Source organism: Priestia sp. VA7 (assembly GCF_055710015.1).
Genome location: NZ_JBVQPN010000001.1, coordinates 99034 through 120998 on the forward strand (window position 1 = coordinate 99034; position 21965 = coordinate 120998).

Consider the following 21965-nt stretch of genomic DNA (forward strand, 5'->3'; position numbering starts at 1 on the left):
TTTGAAAAGATCGTCTATCCTTGTTATGATTACTAAGGCAAAACCTAATTTAAAAAAGTATTAAGGTATGTTATGATAATACGTTGTTCCGAAAAAATGAAGAAGGGGGCGCGCATCCTTGATTTATTTAGATAATAGCGCTACAACAAAACCCTATAACGAAGTCATACAATCTTTTACCAAAGTAGCTACAACTTATTATGGCAATCCATCCTCCCTCCATCAGTTTGGCGTACAGGCGGAGAATTTGTTGAGCCGTTCGCGTGAGCAAGTAGCAGAATTGCTGCACGTATCGTCAAATGAAATTATCTTTACATCTGGAGGAACGGAAGGAAATAATTTGGCTATTAAAGGCGTAGCGATGCAATATAAAAGCCGAGGTCAGCATATCATTACGACAAATATTGAACATGATTCTGTTCATGAACCATTCAAGCAGTTAGAAGTCCTAGGATTTAACGTTACGTATGTTCCGGTAGATTCCAGTGGTTTTGTATCACCTGCGGCTATTGAATCAGCTATTACGGATGAAACCATTTTAGTATCTGTTATGCATGTAAATAATGAGATTGGCACCATTCAGCCAATTGAAGAAATTGGACAGATGCTGACGAACTATTCCAAGGTGCTTTTTCACGTCGATCATGTGCAGGGGATTGGAAAAGTTCCGCTTTCTTTAGCGGATCATAAAATTGATTTATGCACATTATCAGGACACAAAATTCACGGCTTAAAAGGGACGGGAATTTTATATAAACGAAATGGAGTTCAGCTTCATCCGCTGCTTAGCGGAGGCTCTCAGGAAATGCAGCATCGATCAGGCACGGAAAATGTGCCGGGAATCGTAGCATTTGCTAAAGCACTTCGTTTAACACTTGAACATGCTGCTCAAAATCAGCAAAAAATGCGGGAAATAAAAGCAGAACTGATGGACAAACTTTCTGCTCACGAAAGAATCACGGTTAATACGCCGAATGAGCATTCGGCACCTCATATTATAAATTTTACAGCACAAGGTATTAAAGGTGAGGTTTTTGTTCACGCTCTTGAAGAAAAAGGAGTGTTTGTATCCACTACATCTGCTTGCTCATCAAAGCGAAAAAAGCCAAGCAAAACGCTTTTAGCTATCGGTAAAAATTACGAAGAAGCCGATCAATCCATTCGATTAAGCTTGTCAGGCTTAAATGATTATAATGAAGTAACGCCCATTGTAAATGCTATTTTCACAGTAATTGAAGATCTAAAGAAAGTAATGAGGTAAATGATTATGATATATAACCATATTTTAATTCGGTACGGAGAAATCTCAACCAAAGGACAAAATAGAAAAAAATTTGTTGCCCAGCTAAGAAAAAATATCGTAACGGCTCTTAGTGCATTCCAAAATATTCACGTAAAATACACAAGAGACCGCATGTATATTCACTTAAACGGTGAAAATCACGAGCCTATCATCGAACGTCTTCAGCAAATCTTTGGTATTCAAAGCTTTAGTTTAGCATTAAAAGTTGAAAATGAGCTTGAAGCGATTCAAGAAGCAGCGTTAGAAGCAATGAAAGAATTTGATATAGAAGGAAAAACATTCAAAGTATCTACTCGGAGAGCGTATAAACAATTTCCTCTTGATACAAACGAATTAAATTATGCAGTAGGAAGTCATATTCTACGAAATACAGAGCACCTAAAGGTAAACGTAAAAGAACCAAGCGTAAATGTACGAGTAGAAGTGAGAAGTGAAGCAACGTATATTACATGTTTTGATTATCGCGGAGCAGGAGGTCTTCCAGTTGGTACGAGTGGAAAAGCGATGCTGATGCTTTCTGGAGGAATTGACAGCCCGGTTGCAGGATACTTAGCCATGAAGCGCGGTTTAGAAATAGAAGCGGTTCATTTTTACAGTCCGCCTTTTACAAGTGAACGTTCTAAGCAAAAGGTCATCGATTTAACGCAAAAATTAACGGCTTATCACGAAAAAGTAAAGCTTCACATTGTACCGTTTACAGCTGTACAGCAAGCGATTCAAAAGCAAATTCCAGAGAATTATACCATGACCTCTACACGCCGTATGATGCTTCGAATCACGGACCTTATTCGTGAAAAAAATGAATCGTTAGCTATCGTAACTGGCGACAGCTTAGGGCAAGTAGCTAGTCAAACGGTTGAGAGCATGTATGCGATTAATGAAGTGACTAATACGCCAATTTTGCGTCCGCTTGTAACAATGGATAAAACGGAGATTGTTGAAATTGCCCGCAAAATTGATACACATGAAATTTCGAATCGACCGTATGAAGACTGCTGTACAATTTTTACGCCAAGCTCACCAAAAACGAAGCCAAAGCGTGAAAAAATAAATCGATACGAACAATTTTATGATTTTGAAACATTAATTCAAGAAGCGGTAAATAATGTAGAAACGCTTGAGATGACAGCTTCTTCGGCTACAAATACCGCAGACAGCGTAGAAGATTTATTTTAAAAGTTAAATTTCATAAAATTACCAAAAAAATAATGTATGATGCCATGTGTTTTGACACAATCTATATTCAACAAGGAGGTGAAAACACATGGCAAACACAAACAAATTAGTAGCTCCTGGTTCAGCAGCTGCTATCGACCAAATGAAATACGAAATCGCTTCTGAATTCGGTGTAAATCTTGGACCAGAAGCAACAGCTCGCGCTAACGGATCTGTTGGTGGAGAAATCACTAAACGCTTAGTTCAAATGGCTGAGCAACAACTTGGTGGTAAATAAGTCATATTAACTAAATAATGATGGCTAAAAAGAGTGGGGGAAACCTCACTCTTTTGTCTTGTTTGTTTTGTCACGTATAATAGAGACAAGATCAAGCTTTATAAAGTAAAGGAGATGTTGGCGATGGGGACTTTATTTTACGGAGGCAAAATATATACGATGCTAAAAGAAGATGAGCATGTAGAAAGCGTATATATTGAAAAAGGATTCATTGAAGATATAGGCGCAGAAGAAGATCTAAGAATCAAATGGGGTGCTGAGATTGACAATGAAGTACACCTCAAGGGATATCCAATGTATCCGGGCTTTGTAGATAGCCATCTTCACTTAATTGGTCATGGTGAAAAGCTCATTAGGCTTGATTTATCTCAAGCTACTTCTAGGGAAGACGTGCTGATGCGCGTTCGGCAAAAAGTAGAGAGTACACCAAAAGGAGAATGGGTAATTGGAGAAGGTTGGGATGAAAATCAGTGGGAAGATTCCTCTTTGATTCACTATCAAGATCTTGATCAACTTTCAACAGAACATCCTATTATGTTGAAGCGAGTCTGTCGTCACGGATTAGTAGTAAACGGGACTGCTCTTAAAATAGCCGGGATTACAGCTGAAACACGCGACCCGGAAGGAGGTATTATCCAGAGGGATGAAGCGGGAAATCCTACTGGTTTTTTGGCTGATCAAGCGCAAGAATTAGTAACGGCTCATATTCCTCAAGTAACGGAAGCATACATTCGACAAGCTCTTTCAGTAGCTATTAAAGATTGTGTTCAGTACGGATTGACGGGTGGACATACGGAAGATTTAAATTATTATGGAGGCTTTTTGCGTACATATCAAGCATTTCAAGACGTTATTCATAAAGAAAAGCAGCTGTTTCGTGCTCATTTACTTGTTCATCATGAAGCTGTAGATGATATGTATACATACGTTGAAGAAAAGAAAGATACATCCGCTTTTATTGAAATAGGGCCAATGAAGATTTTTGCTGATGGTTCGCTCGGCAGTCAATCTGCTCTTTTAAGCTTTCCATACAAAAGCGACCCTTCTACAAGAGGTGTAGCTATTCAATCACTCGATGAATTAAAACAGCTAGTGAGAAAAGCGAGGGAATTGAATATGACCGTTGCAATTCATGCGATTGGTGATTTAGCGTTTCAATATGTAGTAGAAAGCATCGAACAATATCCTCCTCAAACAGGGCAAAGAGATCGTATTATTCATGCGCAAATCCTACGAAAAGATTTAGTTGATCGTGTAAAAAAGCTCCCGGTTGTGCTGGATATCCAGCCTCGGTTTTTAGCCAGTGATTTTCCATGGGTTATTGAAAAAATTGGAGAAGAGCATTTGGACTATTGCTATGCGTGGAAAACGTTATTGGACGAGGGCGTTATGTGTGCAGGCGGATCGGATGCGCCTATTGAACCTATCAATCCCATGTTAACGATTCATGCAGCAGTTTCTAGAAAAACTTCTCCGAACAGCTCGGTCGTTTACATACCTTCTGAGCGACTCACTGTATTTGAAGCTGTTCAGCTGTTTACATTAGGAAGCGCGCAGGCCATTCATCAAGAGCATAAAAAAGGATATATTCAAAAAGACTATGTAGCTGATTTTACCGTATTAGAAAGAGATCTGTTTGGGATACCTGCAGATGATATTCCAGGGGTACAGGTGCAGATGACTGCTATTAATGGAGAAATTGTATATCAAAAATAAAAAGCGCCCAAGGGCGCTTTTTATTATAGAAACGTACGCTTAACTCTTTGCCAGAAAGAGTTATCTTTCAGCTTAACCGTTTTAATTTGACGGTCGCTTAAACGAATTTGAACTTGATCAACTTGACGTGCATTTAATGCTTCGTTATCTATTCCAATAATTGGACTGTGATTGTTGTCATTGGATAGTTTTAAAGTGAGCGTATGCTCAGCGCTTAGAATGAATGAAGATCCTAATGTACGATAGTTATTATTATTTAACGATGCCAATTCGCTGACTTGCATACAAGGAATTAACGGATCAACTACGGCTCCACTTACCGATTTATTATAAGCCGTACTGCCTGTTGGTGTTGAAATAATCATCCCATCCCCACGGAATGTTTCAAAGTGATTTTCATTAATAAAAACATCTAGACTGAGTGTTTTTATAACTCCTGATCGAATCGAACATTCATTTAAGCAATAAAAAGAAGTTCCTTGATCAATTTGAGTTTGTAAAACGGGAAATCGACGTACTTCTATATTTTCTGTCGTAATAGCTTCAATCATTTTATCCGTTTCATCGATATGAAAATCGCAGTAAAAGCTTAGTTGATCTGAAGTTGTGACACCAGCATATAAGCAGTCATCTCGAAAGCCAGATTGACGGACAGCCTGTAAGAAAGCTCCGTCACCGCCAATACTTACAATGATGTTAGCGCTGTCGAAATGATCTACTACTTGAAAGTCATATTGTTTTGCAAGTTCAATAAGTGGACTTACGAGCGCCTTTGTTTCCTGGTTTTTTGGATGAAAGAAATAAACGTTGCGACGATTTGGCATAGATAGTTCCCCCTTGTTTGTCTGATATGTAAAATATTAGCGATAAAGTAAACTTTTTAAAAAAAGTTTGTTACAATAATTATAGCATTATTGCTTTAAGAATTAAAAGAATAATCTTTTAATTCTGACACCTAAAAAGGAGGATTTTCATGAATAAAAAAAGGTGGATTGCTCTTTTAATTGCGGCCTGCTTATTCATTTTTTCTGCGATTGTTAATATTGGTTTTTCAGTCAAAGAAGAAAAAGATGACGGTCTGGCAGGCATCTTTGGAGGAGACGACAGCGAACTATCAGAAACAGTTATTGAAAAAGGGAATGCAGCTAAGAAAATTGCAGTGCTAGAGGTCAATGGAACGATTCAAGATACAGGAAGCGGTTCCTCTCCGCTTATGTCCCAAAATGGTTATAACCACCAAGCATTTTTAAAGCAGCTAGAGGCTGCAAAAAATGATAAGACAGTTAAAGGAGTCATTATTAAGGTGAATTCACCGGGTGGCGGCGTCGTTGAAAGTGCTGAAATACATAAAAAAATTGAAGAGCTGAAGAAAGAAACGAAAAAGCCAGTGTATATTTCAATGGGATCAATGGCTGCTTCAGGAGGCTATTACATTTCAACAGCGGCTAACAAAATCTATGCAATCCCGGACACTTTAACAGGTTCACTAGGTGTAATTATGCAAAGCGTTAACTACGGCAAGCTGGCTGATAAACTAGGAGTAGAATCCGTCGTGATTAAAAGCGGAGCTCATAAAGATATTATGTCTCCAACAAGAGAAATGACCGGAGAAGAAAAAGAAATTATGCAAACACTTGTAGACAACTCGTACGATGGTTTTGTCAATGTTATCTCTGAGGGACGTCACTTGTCTAAAGAAAAAGTGCGTTCTCTCGCAGATGGACGAGTGTACGATGGACGTCAGGCTAAAGAGCTGAAGCTGGTCGATCAACTAGGCTATTTTGAAGATGCGGTAACAGGAATGGAGAAAGATTATAAGTTAAAAGGTGCACAAGTAATTCAATACAATCAAGGATTCGGACTGCCTTCTTGGCTTTCAATGAGCATGCAAAAAGTAATAGGTGGAGATGAACAAGTTACTGCAATGTTAAAAACATTTGCGCAGCCAAGCTCTCCGCGTCTGATGTATTTATATGCAGAATAGAGGTGGGAACATGGAAAATCAGTCTCATTCAACCGAATCAAACGACAATATAAAACATGAGCCAGCGGTAAGTACGCCAATAGGTAGTGACTTCCATTATGCAGGCTTTTGGATGCGCTTTTGGGCATATCTTTTAGATCTAGCTGTGGTAGCTAGCTTGAACTCTCTGCTGATCAAGCCTATTTTCCATTTAGCAGGTATTTCTCGAGGAGATGGATTTTTTTCTCCCTATACGATTGTAACGGTTATTATCTTTTATGGTTATTTTGTTTTAATGACAAAGTATTTTGGACAAACGCTTGGAAAGATGGTGTTTGGGCTTAAAGTAGTATCGCTGAAAGACTCCACTTTAACTTGGCCTGTTGTGCTGTTTCGTGAAGGAGTTGGACGCTATATTTCTAAAACAGTTTTTTTACTTGGCTATTTATTAGTTGCGTTTTTACCTAAGAAGCAAGGAGCACACGATTACTACGCAGATACAACTGTCATACATGAAGGTACAATCAGCAGATAATCAAAAGAGGCTAGAATAAAAGGATTTTAGACGAAGTGAAAAACGAACCATTGATCAAGACTTTTGATTAGTGGTTCGTTTTTTTTATGGTAAACGCAGGTTTTATTAGTTTAGATTCTTCTAGCTGCTGAGTGGAGGGCAAGGCGAAGACTCCTGCAGGAAAAGCGGAGCAGGTGAGGCCCCACAGGAGTGTATGCGACGAGGAGGCTCAGCGCCCGTCCGCGGAAAGCGAAGTCTTGCACGGAAATCAACTGCTGTGTCACAAGCGGTTCAGCTCATGTATCCCATTTGTTCGTCCTGAGATTGGATTCATTTCGTTATATCTCAACCTCTTTTTATTGTTTCCATAAGGTTTAATATTCTGTGTTTTGGAGATAATGTGAAGCTAAGAAGGAGTGAAGGATGTGCTATGGCTTTTATGGATATTGCTAGCACTTTTAATTGTTATTATACTTATTATATGGACAAAAATCACGCTGTTTGTAGATCTTCACCATGTCCGAGATAACGATTATTACAGAGTGAGACTCAGGGCTTGGTTTGGTCTTATTCGCTATACATATGAAATTCCGGTAGTGAAAGTGAAAAAAGATTCTCCTCGTTTGCTTGTGGAAAAGAAGAAAGGAATGGGTGATCAAGGAAAAGAAGACGAGAATTCATGGAGTGATTATTCTGTAGAAGACGGGCTAAGCATGTTAGAAAATGCGAAGCAATTCCTTGAACAGGTAGTCGGTTTTCATAAAATTTTTCGTCGTTTCTTACAGAAAGTGACGGTAAGTGATATTAGATGGCACAGCCGTTTCGGCTTAGGTGACGCTGCGTTAACAGGCGTCCTTACCGGGGCTGTGTGGTCTGCAAAGGGGGGCATAGTTGGTATAATCAGCCGTTATATGAAATTAAAAGATATGCCTGTCATGAGCGTTACTCCTGTATTTCAACATCTTTGGTCAGAAACGGTATTTGAGTGCATAATTTCTTTTCGAGTTGGTCAAGCTATTCTAGTAGGTTTACGGACCTTGAGATACTGGCGGCATACGTCCAAAAAGCGTCGCAAAAGATGGAAGTCGTCAAATAAGAACAAGACACACTCTGTGAAAACATAAGGAGGTTATCTTAATGGCAGAACATCCAATTAAAAGTTTAATGTCGACAGCTATGGAAAATTTAAAGGAAATGATTGATGTTAATACAATCATTGGTGATCCTGTAGAAACACCTGATGGCAGTGTTATTTTAACTGTCTCAAAAGTAGGGTTTGGTTTTGCAGCGGGCGGAAGCGAGTTTGGAGTAGAAGGACATGCACCATCTACTCCAGGACAGCATCAGCAAGAATCAAGTCATCCGTTTGGCGGAGGAAGCGGTGGCGGTGTATCAATTACGCCCATCGCCTTTTTAATTGTGAGTGGAAGCGGAATTAAAATGCTTCACCTTAACGAAAGTACACATTTATATGAAAAGATTCTAGATACAGCACCTCAAGCAATTGAACGCGTGCAGCAAATGTTCAAGCGGAACAATCATCAGCAGGATCAGCACAATCAACAAAATCAGCATCATGACAGTTCAAATGATTTTAATTTGTAGAAATAATATAAAGCTTTGCCTGCTTCTTTAAATCGTAAAAGAAGCAGGCAAAGTCTTTTTTTATTGCGCTTATTTTTTAGGATACAGCTCCATGTTTTGTATGTCATTTAATTGCAATATAGAGACAGACAAGCTAATATGAACAGTGTACATACTTATTTAAAGGAGGAATTATTCGTGACTAAATTTAAAGGTAACGATGTAACATTATTAGGAAATCAAGTGAAGGTTGGAGACAAGGCGCCAAACTTTACGGTTTTAGCAAATGATTTATCAGAAGTAACGCTTGACAGCACAAAGGGTTCTGTTCGCCTAATCAGTGTAGTTCCTTCTATTGATACTGGAGTTTGTGATGCGCAAACTCGCCGCTTCAACGAAGAAGCAGCTAAATTAGATAACGTAAAAGTATTAACAGTAAGCGTAGATTTACCTTTTGCTCAAAAGCGCTGGTGCGGTGCTAATGGCATTGATAATGTTCAAACTTTATCTGACCACCGCGACTTATCTTTCGGAGAAGCATATGGTGTAGCTATTCAAGAATTACGCTTATTAGCTCGTTCAATCTTTGTAGTAGACTCCAATGACAACGTAACGTATGTTGAGTACTTACCAGAAGTAACTGAGCATCCGAACTACGAAGCGGCAATCGAAGCAGCTAAAACAGCTAAGTAAGATTGTCAGTGGCGTTCGGCAGAAGGCGGAAAACAATGTTTTTCGCCTTCTTTGTGTTTTAAGAAGTTTTTATGATAAAATATGATGTTCCAAATAGGATGTTTACTCATTTATATAGATATTATTTCATTACACAGGAGGCAGAATATGAGTCAGTTAGCTAGTATGGAAAAGCTATTTGGTGTAATTGATCAAACAGCTATTATTTTAAGAAAAGAACTAAACTGCGTATATTTAGAAGCAGTAGCTGAAACGGGAGAAAATTTGTTTCAAGGAACTATTTTACAAGAAGAGCTAGATGAGGTAACTAAAAAACGTTTAAAAAAAGAATACGATTCAATCACGCTTGATCATTTTGAAAAAGAAACGATTCGAAAAGCGTATCAGCTAGCTATTTTAAAAGGCATGAAAGAAGCAGTTCAGCCTAACCACCAAATGACGCCTGATGCTGTAGGACTATTTGTCAGCTATCTAGTTGGAAAGTTCATGGCAGGAAAAGATAAATATACGCTTTTAGATCCCGCAGTAGGAGCAGGGAACTTATTAACAACTATTTTAAACACACACGCTGCGTCAATTGAACACGTATACGGTGTAGACGTGGATGATTTATTACTTCAATTAACATATGTAAATGCAAATTTACAGAAGCACGGCGTTCAATTATTCAATCAAGACAGCTTACAGCCGCTTTTTATTGATCCTGTTGATTTAGTTGTCTGTGACCTTCCGGTTGGTTATTATCCAAACGACGAAGGGGTAAAAGAGTATAAGGTAAGAGCTGAAGAAGGTCACACCTATGCTCATCACTTATTTATTGAACAAAGCTTGCGTCATGTAAAAGATGGAGGATACGTAGTAGCCCTTATTCCAAATAACTTGTTTGAATCTGAACAGTCTCATTTATTACAGCCGTTGCTAAAAGAGGAAGCAATCGTGCAAGGGATTATTCAGCTGCCACTTTCAATGTTCAAACAAGAGCAGGCTGCTAAAAGTATTATGGTTCTTCAAAAGCAGGGAGAAGGAGTAACAGCACCTGAGAACGCGCTGCTTGTGAATTTGCCGAAGTTCAGTAATCGGGAAGCAATGAGTGATATTATGGCTCAAATGGACCAATGGTTCCGAGTGAATAAAAAGTAAGTCTTTTTCGAAAATAATGAATATTTTCCGGTAGCGTTTTCATGGTGTATAGCTCTTGAAATCTATTGTCGTGAATGATTAAATGAATAAGGATAGAAATCGTGTCGAAATGCATAGAATATTGTAGAGATTACACTTTTATGTTCTGTTCGTTATGTTTATGATGCACGTATAATAAAGAAGGAGCTGTTTTTTTATGTCAAAAATCATGGCAATCAACGCCGGCAGTTCTTCACTTAAGTTTCAATTATTTGAAATGCCAAGTGAGACGGTATTAACAAAAGGTTTAGTAGAACGAATTGGTTTAGATAACGCTGTTTTCACGATCTCGGTAAATGGTGAAAAACAAACGGATATTACAGAAATCCCTGACCATGCTGTTGCAGTTAAAATTTTAGTTGAAAAGTTACTTTCTCAAAACATCATTCAATCATACGATGAAATCACTGGTGTAGGTCACCGTGTAGTACACGGCGGAGAGAAATTTGCTGATTCTGTTTTAATCACAGATGAAACACTAGCGGAAATTGAAGCTTTATCTGATTTAGCACCGCTTCACAACCCAGCAAACATTGTGGGAATTAAAGCGTTCCAAGATATTCTTCCAAATGTTCCAGCTGTAGCAGTTTTCGATACAGCATTCCATCAAACAATGCCAGAAAAATCATTCTTGTACAGCTTACCGTACGAGTACTATGAAAAGTATGGCGTTCGTAAATACGGTTTCCACGGCACATCTCATAAATATGTTTCTGAGCGTGCAGCTGAGCTTCTTGGCCGTCCGATCGAACAATTGCGCTTAATTTCTTGTCACTTAGGTAACGGTGCAAGTATCGCTGCAATTGAAGGCGGCAAGTCAATTGATACATCAATGGGCTTCACGCCATTAGCTGGTGTAGCAATGGGAACTCGTTCAGGTAACATTGACCCTGCATTAATTCCATTTATTATGGAGAAAACAGGAAAAACTGCTGACGAAGTATTAAATGTATTAAATAAAGAAAGTGGTCTTTTAGGTGTATCTGGTATTTCTAGTGACCTACGCGATCTAATCAAAGCAAGCGCTGAAGGCAATGAACGCGCTGAAACAGCACTTGAAGTATTTGCTAGCCGTATTCATAAATATATCGGTTCTTATGCTGCTCGTATGTCTGGTGTAGATGCAATCATCTTCACAGCAGGTATTGGAGAAAACAGTGATGTTGTACGTGCTCGCGTTCTTCGCGGTTTAGAGTTCATGGGCGTTTATTGGGATCCAGCTTTAAATAGTGTACAAGGAGAAGAAGCATTTATTAGCTACCCTCATTCTCCAGTTAAAGTTATGGTTATTCCTACAGACGAAGAAGTTATGATTGCACGTGACGTTACTCGTTTAGCGAATATTTAAGTTCATAAAGTGCCTCTTCAATGCATGAATTCTCATAAATTGTCAGGCAAACTAACGAAAAGCTGATTTCCTTGTTAGGAAATCAGCTTTTTTATATAGCGTAAGTAGCTGACGATTGAAAGAAGGTTTACAACGTATAGAAGAAAGAAATAATATAGGAAGCAAAATGTAACGGATGCATTATTTGTTATAATAAAAATAAAACTACTTATTTCTTGAAAGGGTGACATGATGATACTAACGAATCGCGAAGAACAGCTTTTAGAAGAAATCTATAAATGGGAAGAGAGCTTACAGAGTGTAGAAGCAACTGAGATGGAGTTATTGTACGAAGAGTGGTTAGAAAAAGGGCTTAACTTAATTCCAGCTTCTGTTCGTGAGACCTATTTACATAAAATTGATGAAGGACTCTTTCAGTTAACCGCATTAATTCAAGGTACGGAAATGCAAACTCAAGCGACAAAACGAATTATTGAAACCGCTCGTGTATTCAAAGAGGATATCACAGAGCTGTCAGAAATGAATTCCCTTCAAGTAGATCAGCTTTCTTATATATGCGAACAGCAAATGGCCAAGCTTCGGTTGTATGCGCTGAGTCAAGGAGCACTTTCAGGAACGGGACAATCGCTGCTAGTCGGTATTGATATACCTGCTGTTTTATGCATGAATATTCAAGCGGTGCAACAGGCAGCAATGAGCTACGGCTATCATATCCAGACTCCTTCAGAGCTTATGCTAACGCTAAAAGTGTTCCATGCAGCAACGTTACCTAGACACCTTCAGGCTGAGGGGTGGCATCAATTAAAGGGTGAGTTAAGCCAAGAATTTGACCCGTATTTTTATGAAGGTGTTGATCAAATTGTAGATAAAACGTGGCTGCAAAAAATCGTTGTACAAATTGGGAAAACGCTAGCTATATTTGCTGCGAAGCGAAAAGTTTATAATCGTTTGCCAATTGTGAGTATGATGGTTGGCGGAGGGATGAATTATCGAATGGCCAAACAAGTGACAGATTATGCGAAGCGCTTTTACCAATACCGCTATTTGCTGGATAAGAAAAACGAGTCTCATTAATTTTTCATGAGACTCGTTTTTTTGTCTATCCGTGAACTTCTTTTGATATTTCCTCATTTGTTCGATACCAAATCCACAAATCATTAATAATAGAAGCAAGTTCTCCTATCTCGCTATTTAATTCACAGGAGCGGATAAAATTAGTCTCATCTTCTAACGCCGCTTGTTTTTGATTAATACTCTTTTCTAAAGATTGAATTTTGTCTGGAATCTGCCCCCGAATGGATTCCCATGTTAGGAGGATATCCTGCTGAACTTTTTCAGAATAGAATGTCCATTCTCTTTCGAGAGCAGGAATTTTTATACCGAGTCTGTTGTCATAAGTAAAAAAGTGCTCCATTTTTTCACCTCTTCCCTTCCATTTTATACAATGACAAAAGCCAGAGCTACTGTAAGTGAAAAATAAATCATTTATACTTGATTTATGCATATAAATATACACAGTATGTAAGAAAGGCATATTCATTCATGTCTATTTTTACAGTATTTTAAGAGATTTTACCCTATTAAATTAAAATAAATGTGAATTTATATACTTTTTTTTGAATAACTATTGAAAATAGATTAAAAAGTTGTTAAAGTAATAGTAGATTAAATGAATAAAAATTAAAACGGTTGTATTAATATATATATAATTTGTAGGAGGAATAGATAATGAGTAATCCAAAAGTTGTTTTAGCATATTCCGGAGGTTTAGATACATCAGTTGCAATTAAATGGTTACAGGAAAAAGGATACGATGTGGTAGCTTGCTGTTTAGATGTAGGCGAAGGAAAAGATTTAAAATTCGTTAAAGAAAAAGCATTAACAGTTGGAGCAGTATCATCATATGTGATTGATGCAAAAGAAGAATATGCCAATACATTTGCGTTAGCAGCACTTCAAGCACACACATTATATGAAGGAAAATATCCATTAGTATCTGCACTATCTAGACCGCTAATCGCTAAAAAGCTTGTAGAAGTAGCAGAGCAAGAAAATGCAGTAGCTGTCGCACATGGATGTACGGGAAAAGGAAATGACCAAGTGCGTTTCGAAGTATCAATTAAAGCATTAAATCCACACTTAGAAGTTTTAGCTCCTGTTCGTGATTGGAAATGGTCTCGTGAAGAAGAAATCGAGTATGCAAAAGAAAAGAATATTCCAATTCCAATTAACTTAGACAGCCCATTTTCAATTGACCAAAACTTGTGGGGAAGAAGTAACGAGTGTGGCGTTCTTGAAGATCCTTGGGCAGCTCCACCTGAAGAAGCATATGACCTAACGGCTTCTCTTGAAAACACTCCGGACACAGCGGATGTAGTAGAAATTGAATTCGTTGAAGGTGTTCCAGTATCATTAAATGGTCAATCTTACACGCTAGCTCAGTTAATTCTAGAATTGAATGAAATTGCAGGTAAGCACGGAGTCGGACGTATTGATCATGTAGAAAACCGTCTTGTGGGAATTAAATCACGTGAAGTGTATGAGTGTCCAGCAGCTATGACATTAATTAAAGCACACAAAGAGCTTGAAGATTTAACATTAGTGAAAGAAGTAGCGCACTTTAAACCAGTGATTGAAAAAAAATTAACAGAAGTTATCTATGAAGGTTTATGGTTCTCTCCATTAACAAATTCACTGCTTGCATTCTTAAAAGATACACAGCAATATGTGAACGGAACAGTGAGAGTAAAACTATTTAAAGGGCATGCGATCGTAGAGGGACGTAAATCTCCTAATTCTTTATACAATGAAAAACTTGCAACATATACAAAAGAAGATGAATTTGATCACAATGCAGCAGTTGGTTTCATCTCATTATGGGGACTTCCAACACAAGTGAGCAGCATGGTAAATCAAAAGAAGGTGACAACGGTATGACCAAACTTTGGGGAGGGCGTTTTACGAAACGCCCTGAACAATGGATTGACGAGTTCGGTGCGTCGATTTCATTTGATCAGCATCTTGTAGAAGAAGATATTGAAGGCAGTTTAGCACATGTAACAATGCTTGAGAAATGCAGTATTCTTTCTGGAGATGAAGCGTCACAAATTAAAAAAGGCCTTCAAACACTGCTTGAAAAAGCTAAGAAGAAAGAATTAACATTTTCTGCTCAATATGAAGATATTCATTTGAATTTAGAAAAGTTATTAATTGATGAAATTGGTCCGGTTGGAGGGAAGCTTCATACGGGTCGAAGCCGTAATGATCAAGTTGCTACAGATATGCACTTATATTTAAAAAAGCATGTTCAGCAAATTGTAGGTCTGATTGAAAATCTAGAAGATGTATTGCTTACAAAAGCAGATCAGCATGTTGAAACCATTTTTCCAGGCTACACACATTTGCAGCGCGCGCAGCCGGTTTCTTTTGCTCATCATTTAATGGCTTATGTTTCAATGTTCAAGCGCGATGCTGAACGTTATGCAGAATCGCTGAAGCGTATTGATTTATCTCCTTTGGGAGCAGGAGCTTTAGCTGGTACAACATTCCCAATTGATCGTCACTATAGCGCTGAGCTTCTAGGCTTTAATGGGATTTATCAAAACAGTATGGATGCTGTCAGCGATCGTGACTTTATTTTAGAGTTTTTAAGCAACAGTTCTATTTTAATGATGCATTTATCTCGTTTTTGTGAAGAGTTAATTTTATGGTCTAGTCAAGAATTTCAATTTATTGAAATGGATGATACGTACGCAACGGGCAGCAGTATTATGCCTCAAAAGAAAAATCCTGATATGGCGGAGTTAATTCGTGGTAAAACAGGACGAGTATATGGTCATTTATTTAGCCTATTGACTGTGTTAAAAGGCACGCCTTTAACATACAACAAAGACTTGCAAGAAGATAAAGAAGGCATGTTCGATACGGTTACAACGATTGAAGGATGTTTGACCATTTTTGCTGGCATGATCGAAACAATGACAGTAAAAACAAATGTTATGGAAAAAGCTACGAAACAAGATTTTTCAAATGCAACGGAGTTAGCTGACTATCTTGCTTCAAAAGGTATGCCGTTTCGTGAAGCACATGAAGTGGTTGGGAAACTGGTTCTCGTTTGTATTCAGAAAAATATCTACCTAATGGATTTGCCGCTTGAACAATATAAGGAAGCGTCAGATTTATTTGAGGAAGACATCTATCATGTATTAAGTCCAAAAACAGCTGTTAATCGCCGCAATAGCGCGGGAGGAACAGGATTTGAACAAGTAAAAAAAGCAATTCAGCTAGCTAAAGATGAATTGCATGAAAAAACATCGATATAAAAAAGTTATCAAAACGTCCGCAGAAAAATCTGCGGGCGTTTTTTGATGTGAGATAAATGGTATAACTGGAGCATTTAAGAAGAAAATAGAAAAGATCAAGTAAGGGATTATGAAGTAAAGTTTACATTCGTAAAGAAAATAAAGTGAAAAAGGAGAAGTGACATATGAAAGACAAAAAACATCCGCAGCATGTATATGAATATGATTTTGAAGGAGAAAAAGAGACATCAAGACAGCTAATGGATTCTTATTCAAGCGGCGTCATTGGCGATGCTATGGCTTCTGTAGTGGAAAATCCAGAAGCACAGAGTGATAACGAACTATATGAATAACTAGATGCATATACTGTATATAGACTAAGAAAAGCAGGATTATGCTGAGCTCTATCGAAAGGTAACGTCATAGTAAATCCGGTTTTCTAAAGGATTTGGTGTGGCGTTCTTTTTTTAGTTAATCACTGATATAAGAAAAGAGGGATAAAGGTGAAAATTGGAGTGCCGAAAGAAGTAAAAAACAATGAAAATCGCGTGGCTATTACTCCAGCTGGTGTTACAGCTTTAGTTAACGGTGGGCATGATGTATATATTGAAACACAGGCAGGAGAAGGCTCTGGATTCCATGATGAAGATTACACAAATGCAGGAGCTTCTATCGTAAATACTGCAAAAGAAGCATGGGATGCTGAAATGGTTATGAAAGTAAAAGAACCGATTTCAGAAGAATACGGATATTTTCGTGAAGGACTTATTTTGTTTACCTATTTACATTTGGCAGCTGAAGAAGCATTAACGAAAGCATTGATTGATAAAAAGGTGATAGGCATCGCTTATGAAACTGTACAGCTTCCAAACAAAAGCTTGCCTCTGTTAACTCCGATGAGCGAAGTTGCAGGAAGAATGTCTTCTCAGATTGGAGCTCAATTTTTGGAGAAAACCAAAGGTGGCAAAGGGATTTTATTAAGTGGAGTTCCAGGCGTGCAAAGAGGAAAAGTAACAATTATTGGAGGAGGAGTAGCAGGAACCAACGCTGCTAAAATTGCGGTCGGATTAGGGGCTGATGTTACAATAATTGATTTAAACGCTGATCGCCTTCGCCAGCTTGATGATTTATTTGGTAAAGAAGTGACGACATTAATGTCAAATCACTACAATATCGCACAATCTGTAAAAGAGTCAGATTTAGTGATAGGAGCGGTTCTCATACCAGGAGCTAAAGCGCCCAAGCTTGTCACCGAGGAAATGGTTCAAACGATGTCAAAAGGGTCCGTTGTAGTTGATATTGCTATTGATCAAGGGGGGATTTTTGAAACAACTGATCGCATTACCACTCACGATAACCCGACTTATTCGAAGCATGAGGTCTTGCATTATGCTGTTGCTAATATGCCTGGAGCTGTTCCACGTACGTCGACCTTAGCGCTGACCAACGTAACGGTTCCTTATGCTCTGCAAATAGCAAATCAGGGATATAAAAAAGCGTGCTTAAAAAACCCTTCCCTTCTTCAAGGCATCAACACCTTAAATGGGTTTGTCACTTACGCGGCTGTTGCAGATGCACACGGTCTCACTTACGCTGATGCAACAACTTTATTAGAGCAAGCATAATAAGACATGTTTTTGCGCAGTTTGTGATATGATAGCCGCGTATTCACTTGTTTTGTAACCAAAACAGACGGGTAGAATATAGAAAAGGTTAGTGTAAAAGGAGAGAATATATGATGCACGTTTCTTATCATGGACATTCTGTTGTTAAAATTGAAACAAAAGGAAAAACAATTTTAATTGACCCGTTTATCACTGGAAATGAATTAACAGATTTAAATGCTGAAGATGTAAAAGTAGATGTGATTTTACTGACTCATGGCCATAATGATCATGTAGGCGACACGGTGGAAATTGCTAAGCGCAGCGGTGCACTTGTTGTGGCAGTAGCAGAATTAGCTACATATCTTAGCTGGCAAGGCTTAAACGTACATCCAATGAGCATAGGAGGAGCCTATACATTTGATTTTGGTACGGTAAAATTGACACAAGCTTTCCACGGTTCAAGTTATACAGAAAATAATGAGAAAATTATTTATACAGGAATGCCGGCTGGTTTGCTTTTAACTATTGAAGGAAAGACAATTTATCATGCTGGAGATACGGCTTTATTTTCTGATTTAAAGTTAATTGGTCGCCATGAGCCTGACGTAGCATTTCTTCCAATTGGAGATAACTTTACAATGGGACCTGAAGATGCGGCTATCGCAGCGGAATGGGTGCAGGCAAAGCTTGTTGTGCCAATTCACTACAATACATTTCCTGTAATTAAGCAAGATCCTCATCAATTTGTTGAGTCTTTATCTGGTATTGAAGGAAAAGTATTAAAAGTTGGAGAAGGATTGGATCTTTAATCATAAATAAAGGCTGGGACAAAACGATTTCAGTTAAAGTTAAAAAAGAACGGGTAATCGATAATATCGATTACCCGTTCTTTTTTTATTGTTAAGGTGAACGTAAGTTTCATATATGTAGCGGCTTCTAGCTGTTGATTGGAGGGCAAGACGAAGACTCCCGCGGAAAGCGAAGTCTTGCACGCAAATCAACTGCGGTGTCACAAGCGGTTCAGCTCATGCCTCACATTTGTTCGTCTTTAGATTGAATCGATGCAGTTATGTCTTAATCTCTTTTTATTTGTAAAGAAACGTTCTGCTTTTTTTACTTCCCTGCATACGATAGTAATAATAAGGAGGGAGAGCTATGGAAAAAAATCGAGTTATTTTATCGCTTTTATTATGCGGAGTGATGCTTTACTATGCAATGCCGCACTTAGTGTTAACAACTTCGAGTTTGCAAGGGGTTTTTAGCATAAGCTGGCTTACCTTTGCTCTTTTTGTAGCCGGAGGCAATTTGTCATCACTGCTTTATGCACCGCGCCGCAAGAAGGCAGGTATTCAAAAAAATAGTGCGAGAAAGCCTTTGCGTCAAAGAGGTTAGATTGAATCCATTTCACTTCCCCCGTATAATAAAAGAAAAGACATATGAAACGTAAAAACGTTTTAGAAGGGTGAAGTACACGTGGCGACAAAACATGAGCAAATTTTACAGTATATCGATTCGCTTCCAATTGGTGAAAAAATTTCAGTGCGCCAAATTGCCAAAGAACTGAATGTCAGTGAAGGCACGGCGTACCGAGCAATAAAAGACGCGGAAAATAAAGGATATGTTTCAACGATTGAACGAGTTGGGACCATTCGAATTGAACGAAAGAAGAAAGAAAACATTGAAAAGCTCACGTTTGCTGAAGTAGTAAACATCGTGGATGGACAAGTGCTGGGCGGACGTGAAGGTTTGCATAAAACGTTAAACAAGTTTGTTATTGGAGCGATGAAGCTTGATGCTATGATGAGATATACCGAGGCCGGAAACCTTCTTATCGTAGGGAATCGAGTAAACGCTCATGAATTAGCTCTTGAAGCAGGAGCAGCCGTGTTAATTACGGGCGGCTTTGATACGGAAGAATGGGTTAAGAAGCTTGCGGATGATCTTAAGCTTCCTATTATTTCAACGAGCTATGATACGTTTACAGTTGCAACGATGATTAATCGTGCTATTTATGATCAGCTGATAAAAAAAGAAATTGTGCTTGTAGAGGATATTTTAACACCTATCTCTGAAGCGGTTAGCTTGCAGTTAACCGATACGATTGAAAAATGGCATGAATGTAACGATAAGACTCACCACAGTCGTTTTCCTGTAGTGGATCAGCATATGAAAGTTCACGGTATGGTCACCTCAAAAGATGTTATTGGATATGACCTTTCTACTTCAATTGAAAAAGTAATGACGAAAAATCCGATGACGGTTCACGGGAAAACATCGGTCGCTTCTTCTGCGCATATGATGGTATGGGAAGGGATTGAAGTGCTGCCTGTAGTGGATGATTACCACCGGCTAGAGGGCATTATCAGCCGTCAAGATGTTTTAAAGGCGCTGCAAATGATTCAGCGTCAACCGCAGGTAGGAGAAACTATTGACGACATTGTAACCAATCAATTTATGGACGTGCAAGAGACAAAAGAAGCACCGGTGTATCGCTGTGAAGTAACGCCGCAAATGACGAATTATATGGGGACTATTTCATACGGAGTTTTCACTACTATTGTAACGGAAGCCGCCAATCGTGTTCTTCGCTTATATAAAAAAGGTGATTTGGTTATTGAAAACATCACCGTTTATTTTATTAAGCCAGTTCAAATTGAAAGCGTAATTGAAATTCGCCCTAAGCTATTAGAACTTGGTCGGAAGTTTGCTAAATTAGATGTAGAAGTCTACAATGCCGGGGTTGTAGTAGGGAAAGCGATGATGATGGCTCAGTTATTGGAAAGAGTATAAAAAAAGAAGCTGCTTTGCAGCTTCTTTTACATTTGACCAGCTTCTTTTATTGCATAAGGCTGATAGTACTTGTAAGCTTTGATACCTGCTAATATGCTGCCTGAACCGAATAATACAAATAGTATGCCGATGATAAGTGAAAGGCTTGTTTCGTAAATAAACCATTGATTGATTCCAAAAAATAATACAAAAGAGCCAAGACAAATACTCGACTTAGCGGAAATCCACTTTCGTTCCATTGGGCGTTTCGAACGTACGTATTTTACTTTTAAATACATGTAGAAAACAAAGGACACAACGATTAAAATCATAAAAAATGGCACAGAAGCCCCTCCAGTCCGGTGTATTTCTATCCATAATGTTTCTAGATGTTAGTAATGCGTAGTGTTGAAAGTGTTTACAGTAGTATCTATTATTTTACAGGCAGATGACAGAAAATTCTACTATTGATTGATTCTTCTTTCAAAAAAGAGAAGAGATATGATTTAATAAATAATATGGATACAGCGCTGCGGAAATGTAAGTGCAAGCGGTACGTACATAAAACAAGAACAGTATTGACAGGAGAGAGAAAATGAAAGCAAAAATATTAGAAGCTATTAAGCAGTTTGACACCATCATTATTCACCGGCACATTCGTCCAGATCCAGATGCATACGGATCTCAGTGCGGATTAGCGGAATTGTTAAAAACATCTTTTCCAGAGAAGAAGGTATACGTAACGGGAGAAGAAGCGGAGTCATTAAAATTTTTATACCGGATGGATGACATCGCTGATGACACCTACGAGGATGCGCTTGTCATCGTTTGTGATACGGCTAATGAAGCACGAGTATCAGATCAGCGCTACGTAAATGGGAAAATGGTCATTAAAATTGATCACCATCCAAACCAAACTCCTTACGGTGATTTGCTTTGGATTGAGACGTCTGCTTCTTCAACAAGCGAAATGATTTATGAATTTTACTTGGAAGGAAAAGAAAAGGGATTATCTCTGAATGATGAAGGAGCAAAGCTGATCTTCAGCGGTATCGTTGGAGATACGGGTCGATTTTTATTTCCAAATACAAAGCCGAAAACGTTTTGCTATGCAAGTGAATTGATTCAATATGGTTTCGATTTTAAAGATGTATATGATCAGTTATACAAAACAAAAGAAAACGTCGCTCACTTACACGGATATGTGCTGCAAAACTTTACGATGTCTCCAGCAGGAGTGGCTCATATGAAAATTCCGAATGAAATTCTTCGAAAATATGATGTGACACCAGCTGATGCCTCTCAGCTAGTCGGTTCGTTAGGGCAAATTGATGGAGTAAAAACGTGGGTGTTTTTTGTGGAAGAAGAAAATCAAATTCGTGTTCGCCTTCGTTCAAAAGAGCTTGTCATTAATACAATTGCTAGAAAATACAACGGAGGAGGCCATCCTCTTGCGTCCGGCGCTTCCATTTATTCATGGGAAGAAGTAGAGCCTTTACTACTTGATTTAGAAGAGCTCTGCAGTCAGGAGTAAT

23 protein-coding genes are annotated in these 21965 nt (G+C 38.4%); 20 read left to right on the forward strand and 3 right to left on the reverse strand.

The genetic code is table 11. The features are described 5' to 3' along the window. The first annotated feature begins 118 nt into the window (after nucleotides 1-118). From AC0C45_RS00585 to AC0C45_RS00600, 4 genes are all read left to right on the forward strand, one after another. Nucleotides 119-1261 (forward strand): cysteine desulfurase family protein, encoded by a 1143-nt coding sequence (locus AC0C45_RS00585; RefSeq protein ID WP_016765732.1) that lies wholly within the window; start codon nucleotides 119-121, stop codon nucleotides 1259-1261. 6 nt (nucleotides 1262-1267) lie between these two features. Next, a complete protein-coding gene (gene thiI, locus AC0C45_RS00590) occupies nucleotides 1268-2479 on the forward strand; it encodes a tRNA uracil 4-sulfurtransferase ThiI (RefSeq protein WP_013059478.1) in 1212 nt (403 codons plus the stop codon). A gap of 88 nt (nucleotides 2480-2567) precedes the next feature. Beyond that, nucleotides 2568-2756 carry an alpha/beta-type small acid-soluble spore protein gene (locus AC0C45_RS00595; protein ID WP_013059477.1) on the forward strand — a complete coding sequence of 63 codons (189 nt, stop codon included), beginning with the start codon at nucleotides 2568-2570 and terminating at the stop codon, nucleotides 2754-2756. A gap of 123 nt (nucleotides 2757-2879) precedes the next feature. Continuing rightward, a complete protein-coding gene (locus AC0C45_RS00600; protein ID WP_047931064.1) occupies nucleotides 2880-4472 on the forward strand; it encodes an amidohydrolase in 1593 nt (530 codons plus the stop codon). Nucleotides 4473-4495: 23 nt separating this feature from the next. Here AC0C45_RS00600 and AC0C45_RS00605 read toward each other — a convergent pair whose 3' ends face one another. Beyond that, on the reverse strand, nucleotides 4496-5296 hold the full coding sequence (locus AC0C45_RS00605; RefSeq protein ID WP_013059475.1) for an NAD kinase: 801 nt from the start codon (nucleotides 5294-5296) through the stop codon (nucleotides 4496-4498). A 149-nt stretch (nucleotides 5297-5445) separates the two neighbouring features. Between AC0C45_RS00605 and sppA the strand changes: the two genes are divergently transcribed. The 8 genes from sppA to AC0C45_RS00645 all read left to right on the forward strand — a co-directional run bounded on the left by sppA (nucleotide 5446) and on the right by AC0C45_RS00645 (nucleotide 12827). After that, nucleotides 5446-6456, forward strand: coding sequence for a signal peptide peptidase SppA (gene sppA / locus AC0C45_RS00610; RefSeq protein WP_128819496.1), 1011 nt, complete (start codon nucleotides 5446-5448; stop codon nucleotides 6454-6456). Between the two features lie 10 nt (nucleotides 6457-6466). Next, nucleotides 6467-6970, forward strand: coding sequence for an RDD family protein (locus AC0C45_RS00615; RefSeq protein ID WP_016765727.1), 504 nt, complete (start codon nucleotides 6467-6469; stop codon nucleotides 6968-6970). Nucleotides 6971-7374: 404 nt separating this feature from the next. After that, on the forward strand, nucleotides 7375-8073 hold the full coding sequence (locus AC0C45_RS00620) for a DUF2953 domain-containing protein (RefSeq protein WP_016765726.1): 699 nt from the start codon (nucleotides 7375-7377) through the stop codon (nucleotides 8071-8073). Between the two features lie 13 nt (nucleotides 8074-8086). Further along, nucleotides 8087-8554, forward strand: a complete 468-nt coding sequence (gene ytfJ, locus AC0C45_RS00625) for a GerW family sporulation protein (RefSeq protein WP_047931066.1) — start codon at nucleotides 8087-8089, stop codon at nucleotides 8552-8554. Between the two features lie 138 nt (nucleotides 8555-8692). After that, nucleotides 8693-9226 (forward strand): thiol peroxidase, encoded by a 534-nt coding sequence (tpx, locus tag AC0C45_RS00630; protein ID WP_042452765.1) that lies wholly within the window; start codon nucleotides 8693-8695, stop codon nucleotides 9224-9226. A 147-nt stretch (nucleotides 9227-9373) separates the two neighbouring features. Continuing rightward, complete coding sequence (locus tag AC0C45_RS00635; protein WP_013085210.1) at nucleotides 9374-10366, forward strand: class I SAM-dependent methyltransferase; 993 nt, start codon at nucleotides 9374-9376, stop codon at nucleotides 10364-10366. A gap of 196 nt (nucleotides 10367-10562) precedes the next feature. Continuing rightward, nucleotides 10563-11753 (forward strand): acetate kinase, encoded by a 1191-nt coding sequence (locus AC0C45_RS00640; protein WP_013059468.1) that lies wholly within the window; start codon nucleotides 10563-10565, stop codon nucleotides 11751-11753. A 231-nt stretch (nucleotides 11754-11984) separates the two neighbouring features. Further along, a complete protein-coding gene (locus AC0C45_RS00645) occupies nucleotides 11985-12827 on the forward strand; it encodes an EcsC family protein (RefSeq protein ID WP_034648642.1) in 843 nt (280 codons plus the stop codon). Between the two features lie 25 nt (nucleotides 12828-12852). Here AC0C45_RS00645 and AC0C45_RS00650 read toward each other — a convergent pair whose 3' ends face one another. Further along, nucleotides 12853-13167 carry a hypothetical protein gene (locus tag AC0C45_RS00650; protein ID WP_034648645.1) on the reverse strand — a complete coding sequence of 105 codons (315 nt, stop codon included), beginning with the start codon at nucleotides 13165-13167 and terminating at the stop codon, nucleotides 12853-12855. 314 nt (nucleotides 13168-13481) lie between these two features. Between AC0C45_RS00650 and AC0C45_RS00655 the strand changes: the two genes are divergently transcribed. The 7 genes from AC0C45_RS00655 (at nucleotide 13482) to AC0C45_RS00685 (ending at nucleotide 20451) form a co-directional block, all read left to right on the forward strand. After that, a complete protein-coding gene (locus AC0C45_RS00655) occupies nucleotides 13482-14690 on the forward strand; it encodes an argininosuccinate synthase (protein ID WP_013059465.1) in 1209 nt (402 codons plus the stop codon). Then, on the forward strand, nucleotides 14687-16075 hold the full coding sequence (argH, locus tag AC0C45_RS00660; protein ID WP_013059464.1) for an argininosuccinate lyase: 1389 nt from the start codon (nucleotides 14687-14689) through the stop codon (nucleotides 16073-16075). The genes AC0C45_RS00655 and argH overlap by 4 nt, the downstream gene beginning before the upstream one ends. Before the next feature lie 164 nt (nucleotides 16076-16239). Continuing rightward, a complete protein-coding gene (locus tag AC0C45_RS00665; RefSeq protein WP_013059463.1) occupies nucleotides 16240-16407 on the forward strand; it encodes a hypothetical protein in 168 nt (55 codons plus the stop codon). A gap of 150 nt (nucleotides 16408-16557) precedes the next feature. After that, the gene (gene ald / locus AC0C45_RS00670; protein ID WP_016765722.1) at nucleotides 16558-17679 is read left to right on the forward strand and encodes an alanine dehydrogenase; all 1122 of its coding nucleotides are present in this window, start codon (nucleotides 16558-16560) and stop codon (nucleotides 17677-17679) included. A gap of 113 nt (nucleotides 17680-17792) precedes the next feature. Continuing rightward, nucleotides 17793-18470, forward strand: coding sequence for a metal-dependent hydrolase (locus AC0C45_RS00675; protein WP_034654962.1), 678 nt, complete (start codon nucleotides 17793-17795; stop codon nucleotides 18468-18470). A 346-nt stretch (nucleotides 18471-18816) separates the two neighbouring features. Further along, entirely contained in the window at nucleotides 18817-19053 is a 237-nt protein-coding gene (locus AC0C45_RS00680) for a hypothetical protein (RefSeq protein ID WP_013085204.1), read from the forward strand. A gap of 81 nt (nucleotides 19054-19134) precedes the next feature. Continuing rightward, nucleotides 19135-20451: a CBS domain-containing protein gene (locus tag AC0C45_RS00685; protein WP_013059459.1), complete on the forward strand. Its 1317-nt coding sequence runs from the start codon at nucleotides 19135-19137 to the stop codon at nucleotides 20449-20451. Nucleotides 20452-20477: 26 nt separating this feature from the next. Here AC0C45_RS00685 and AC0C45_RS00690 read toward each other — a convergent pair whose 3' ends face one another. Then, entirely contained in the window at nucleotides 20478-20774 is a 297-nt protein-coding gene (locus tag AC0C45_RS00690; protein WP_013085203.1) for a YtpI family protein, read from the reverse strand. A 251-nt stretch (nucleotides 20775-21025) separates the two neighbouring features. Here AC0C45_RS00690 and AC0C45_RS00695 point away from each other — a divergent pair, with 251 nt between their 5' ends. Continuing rightward, nucleotides 21026-21964 (forward strand): DHH family phosphoesterase, encoded by a 939-nt coding sequence (locus tag AC0C45_RS00695; protein ID WP_237893044.1) that lies wholly within the window; start codon nucleotides 21026-21028, stop codon nucleotides 21962-21964. The last annotated feature ends 1 nt before the right edge of the window (nucleotide 21965 follow it).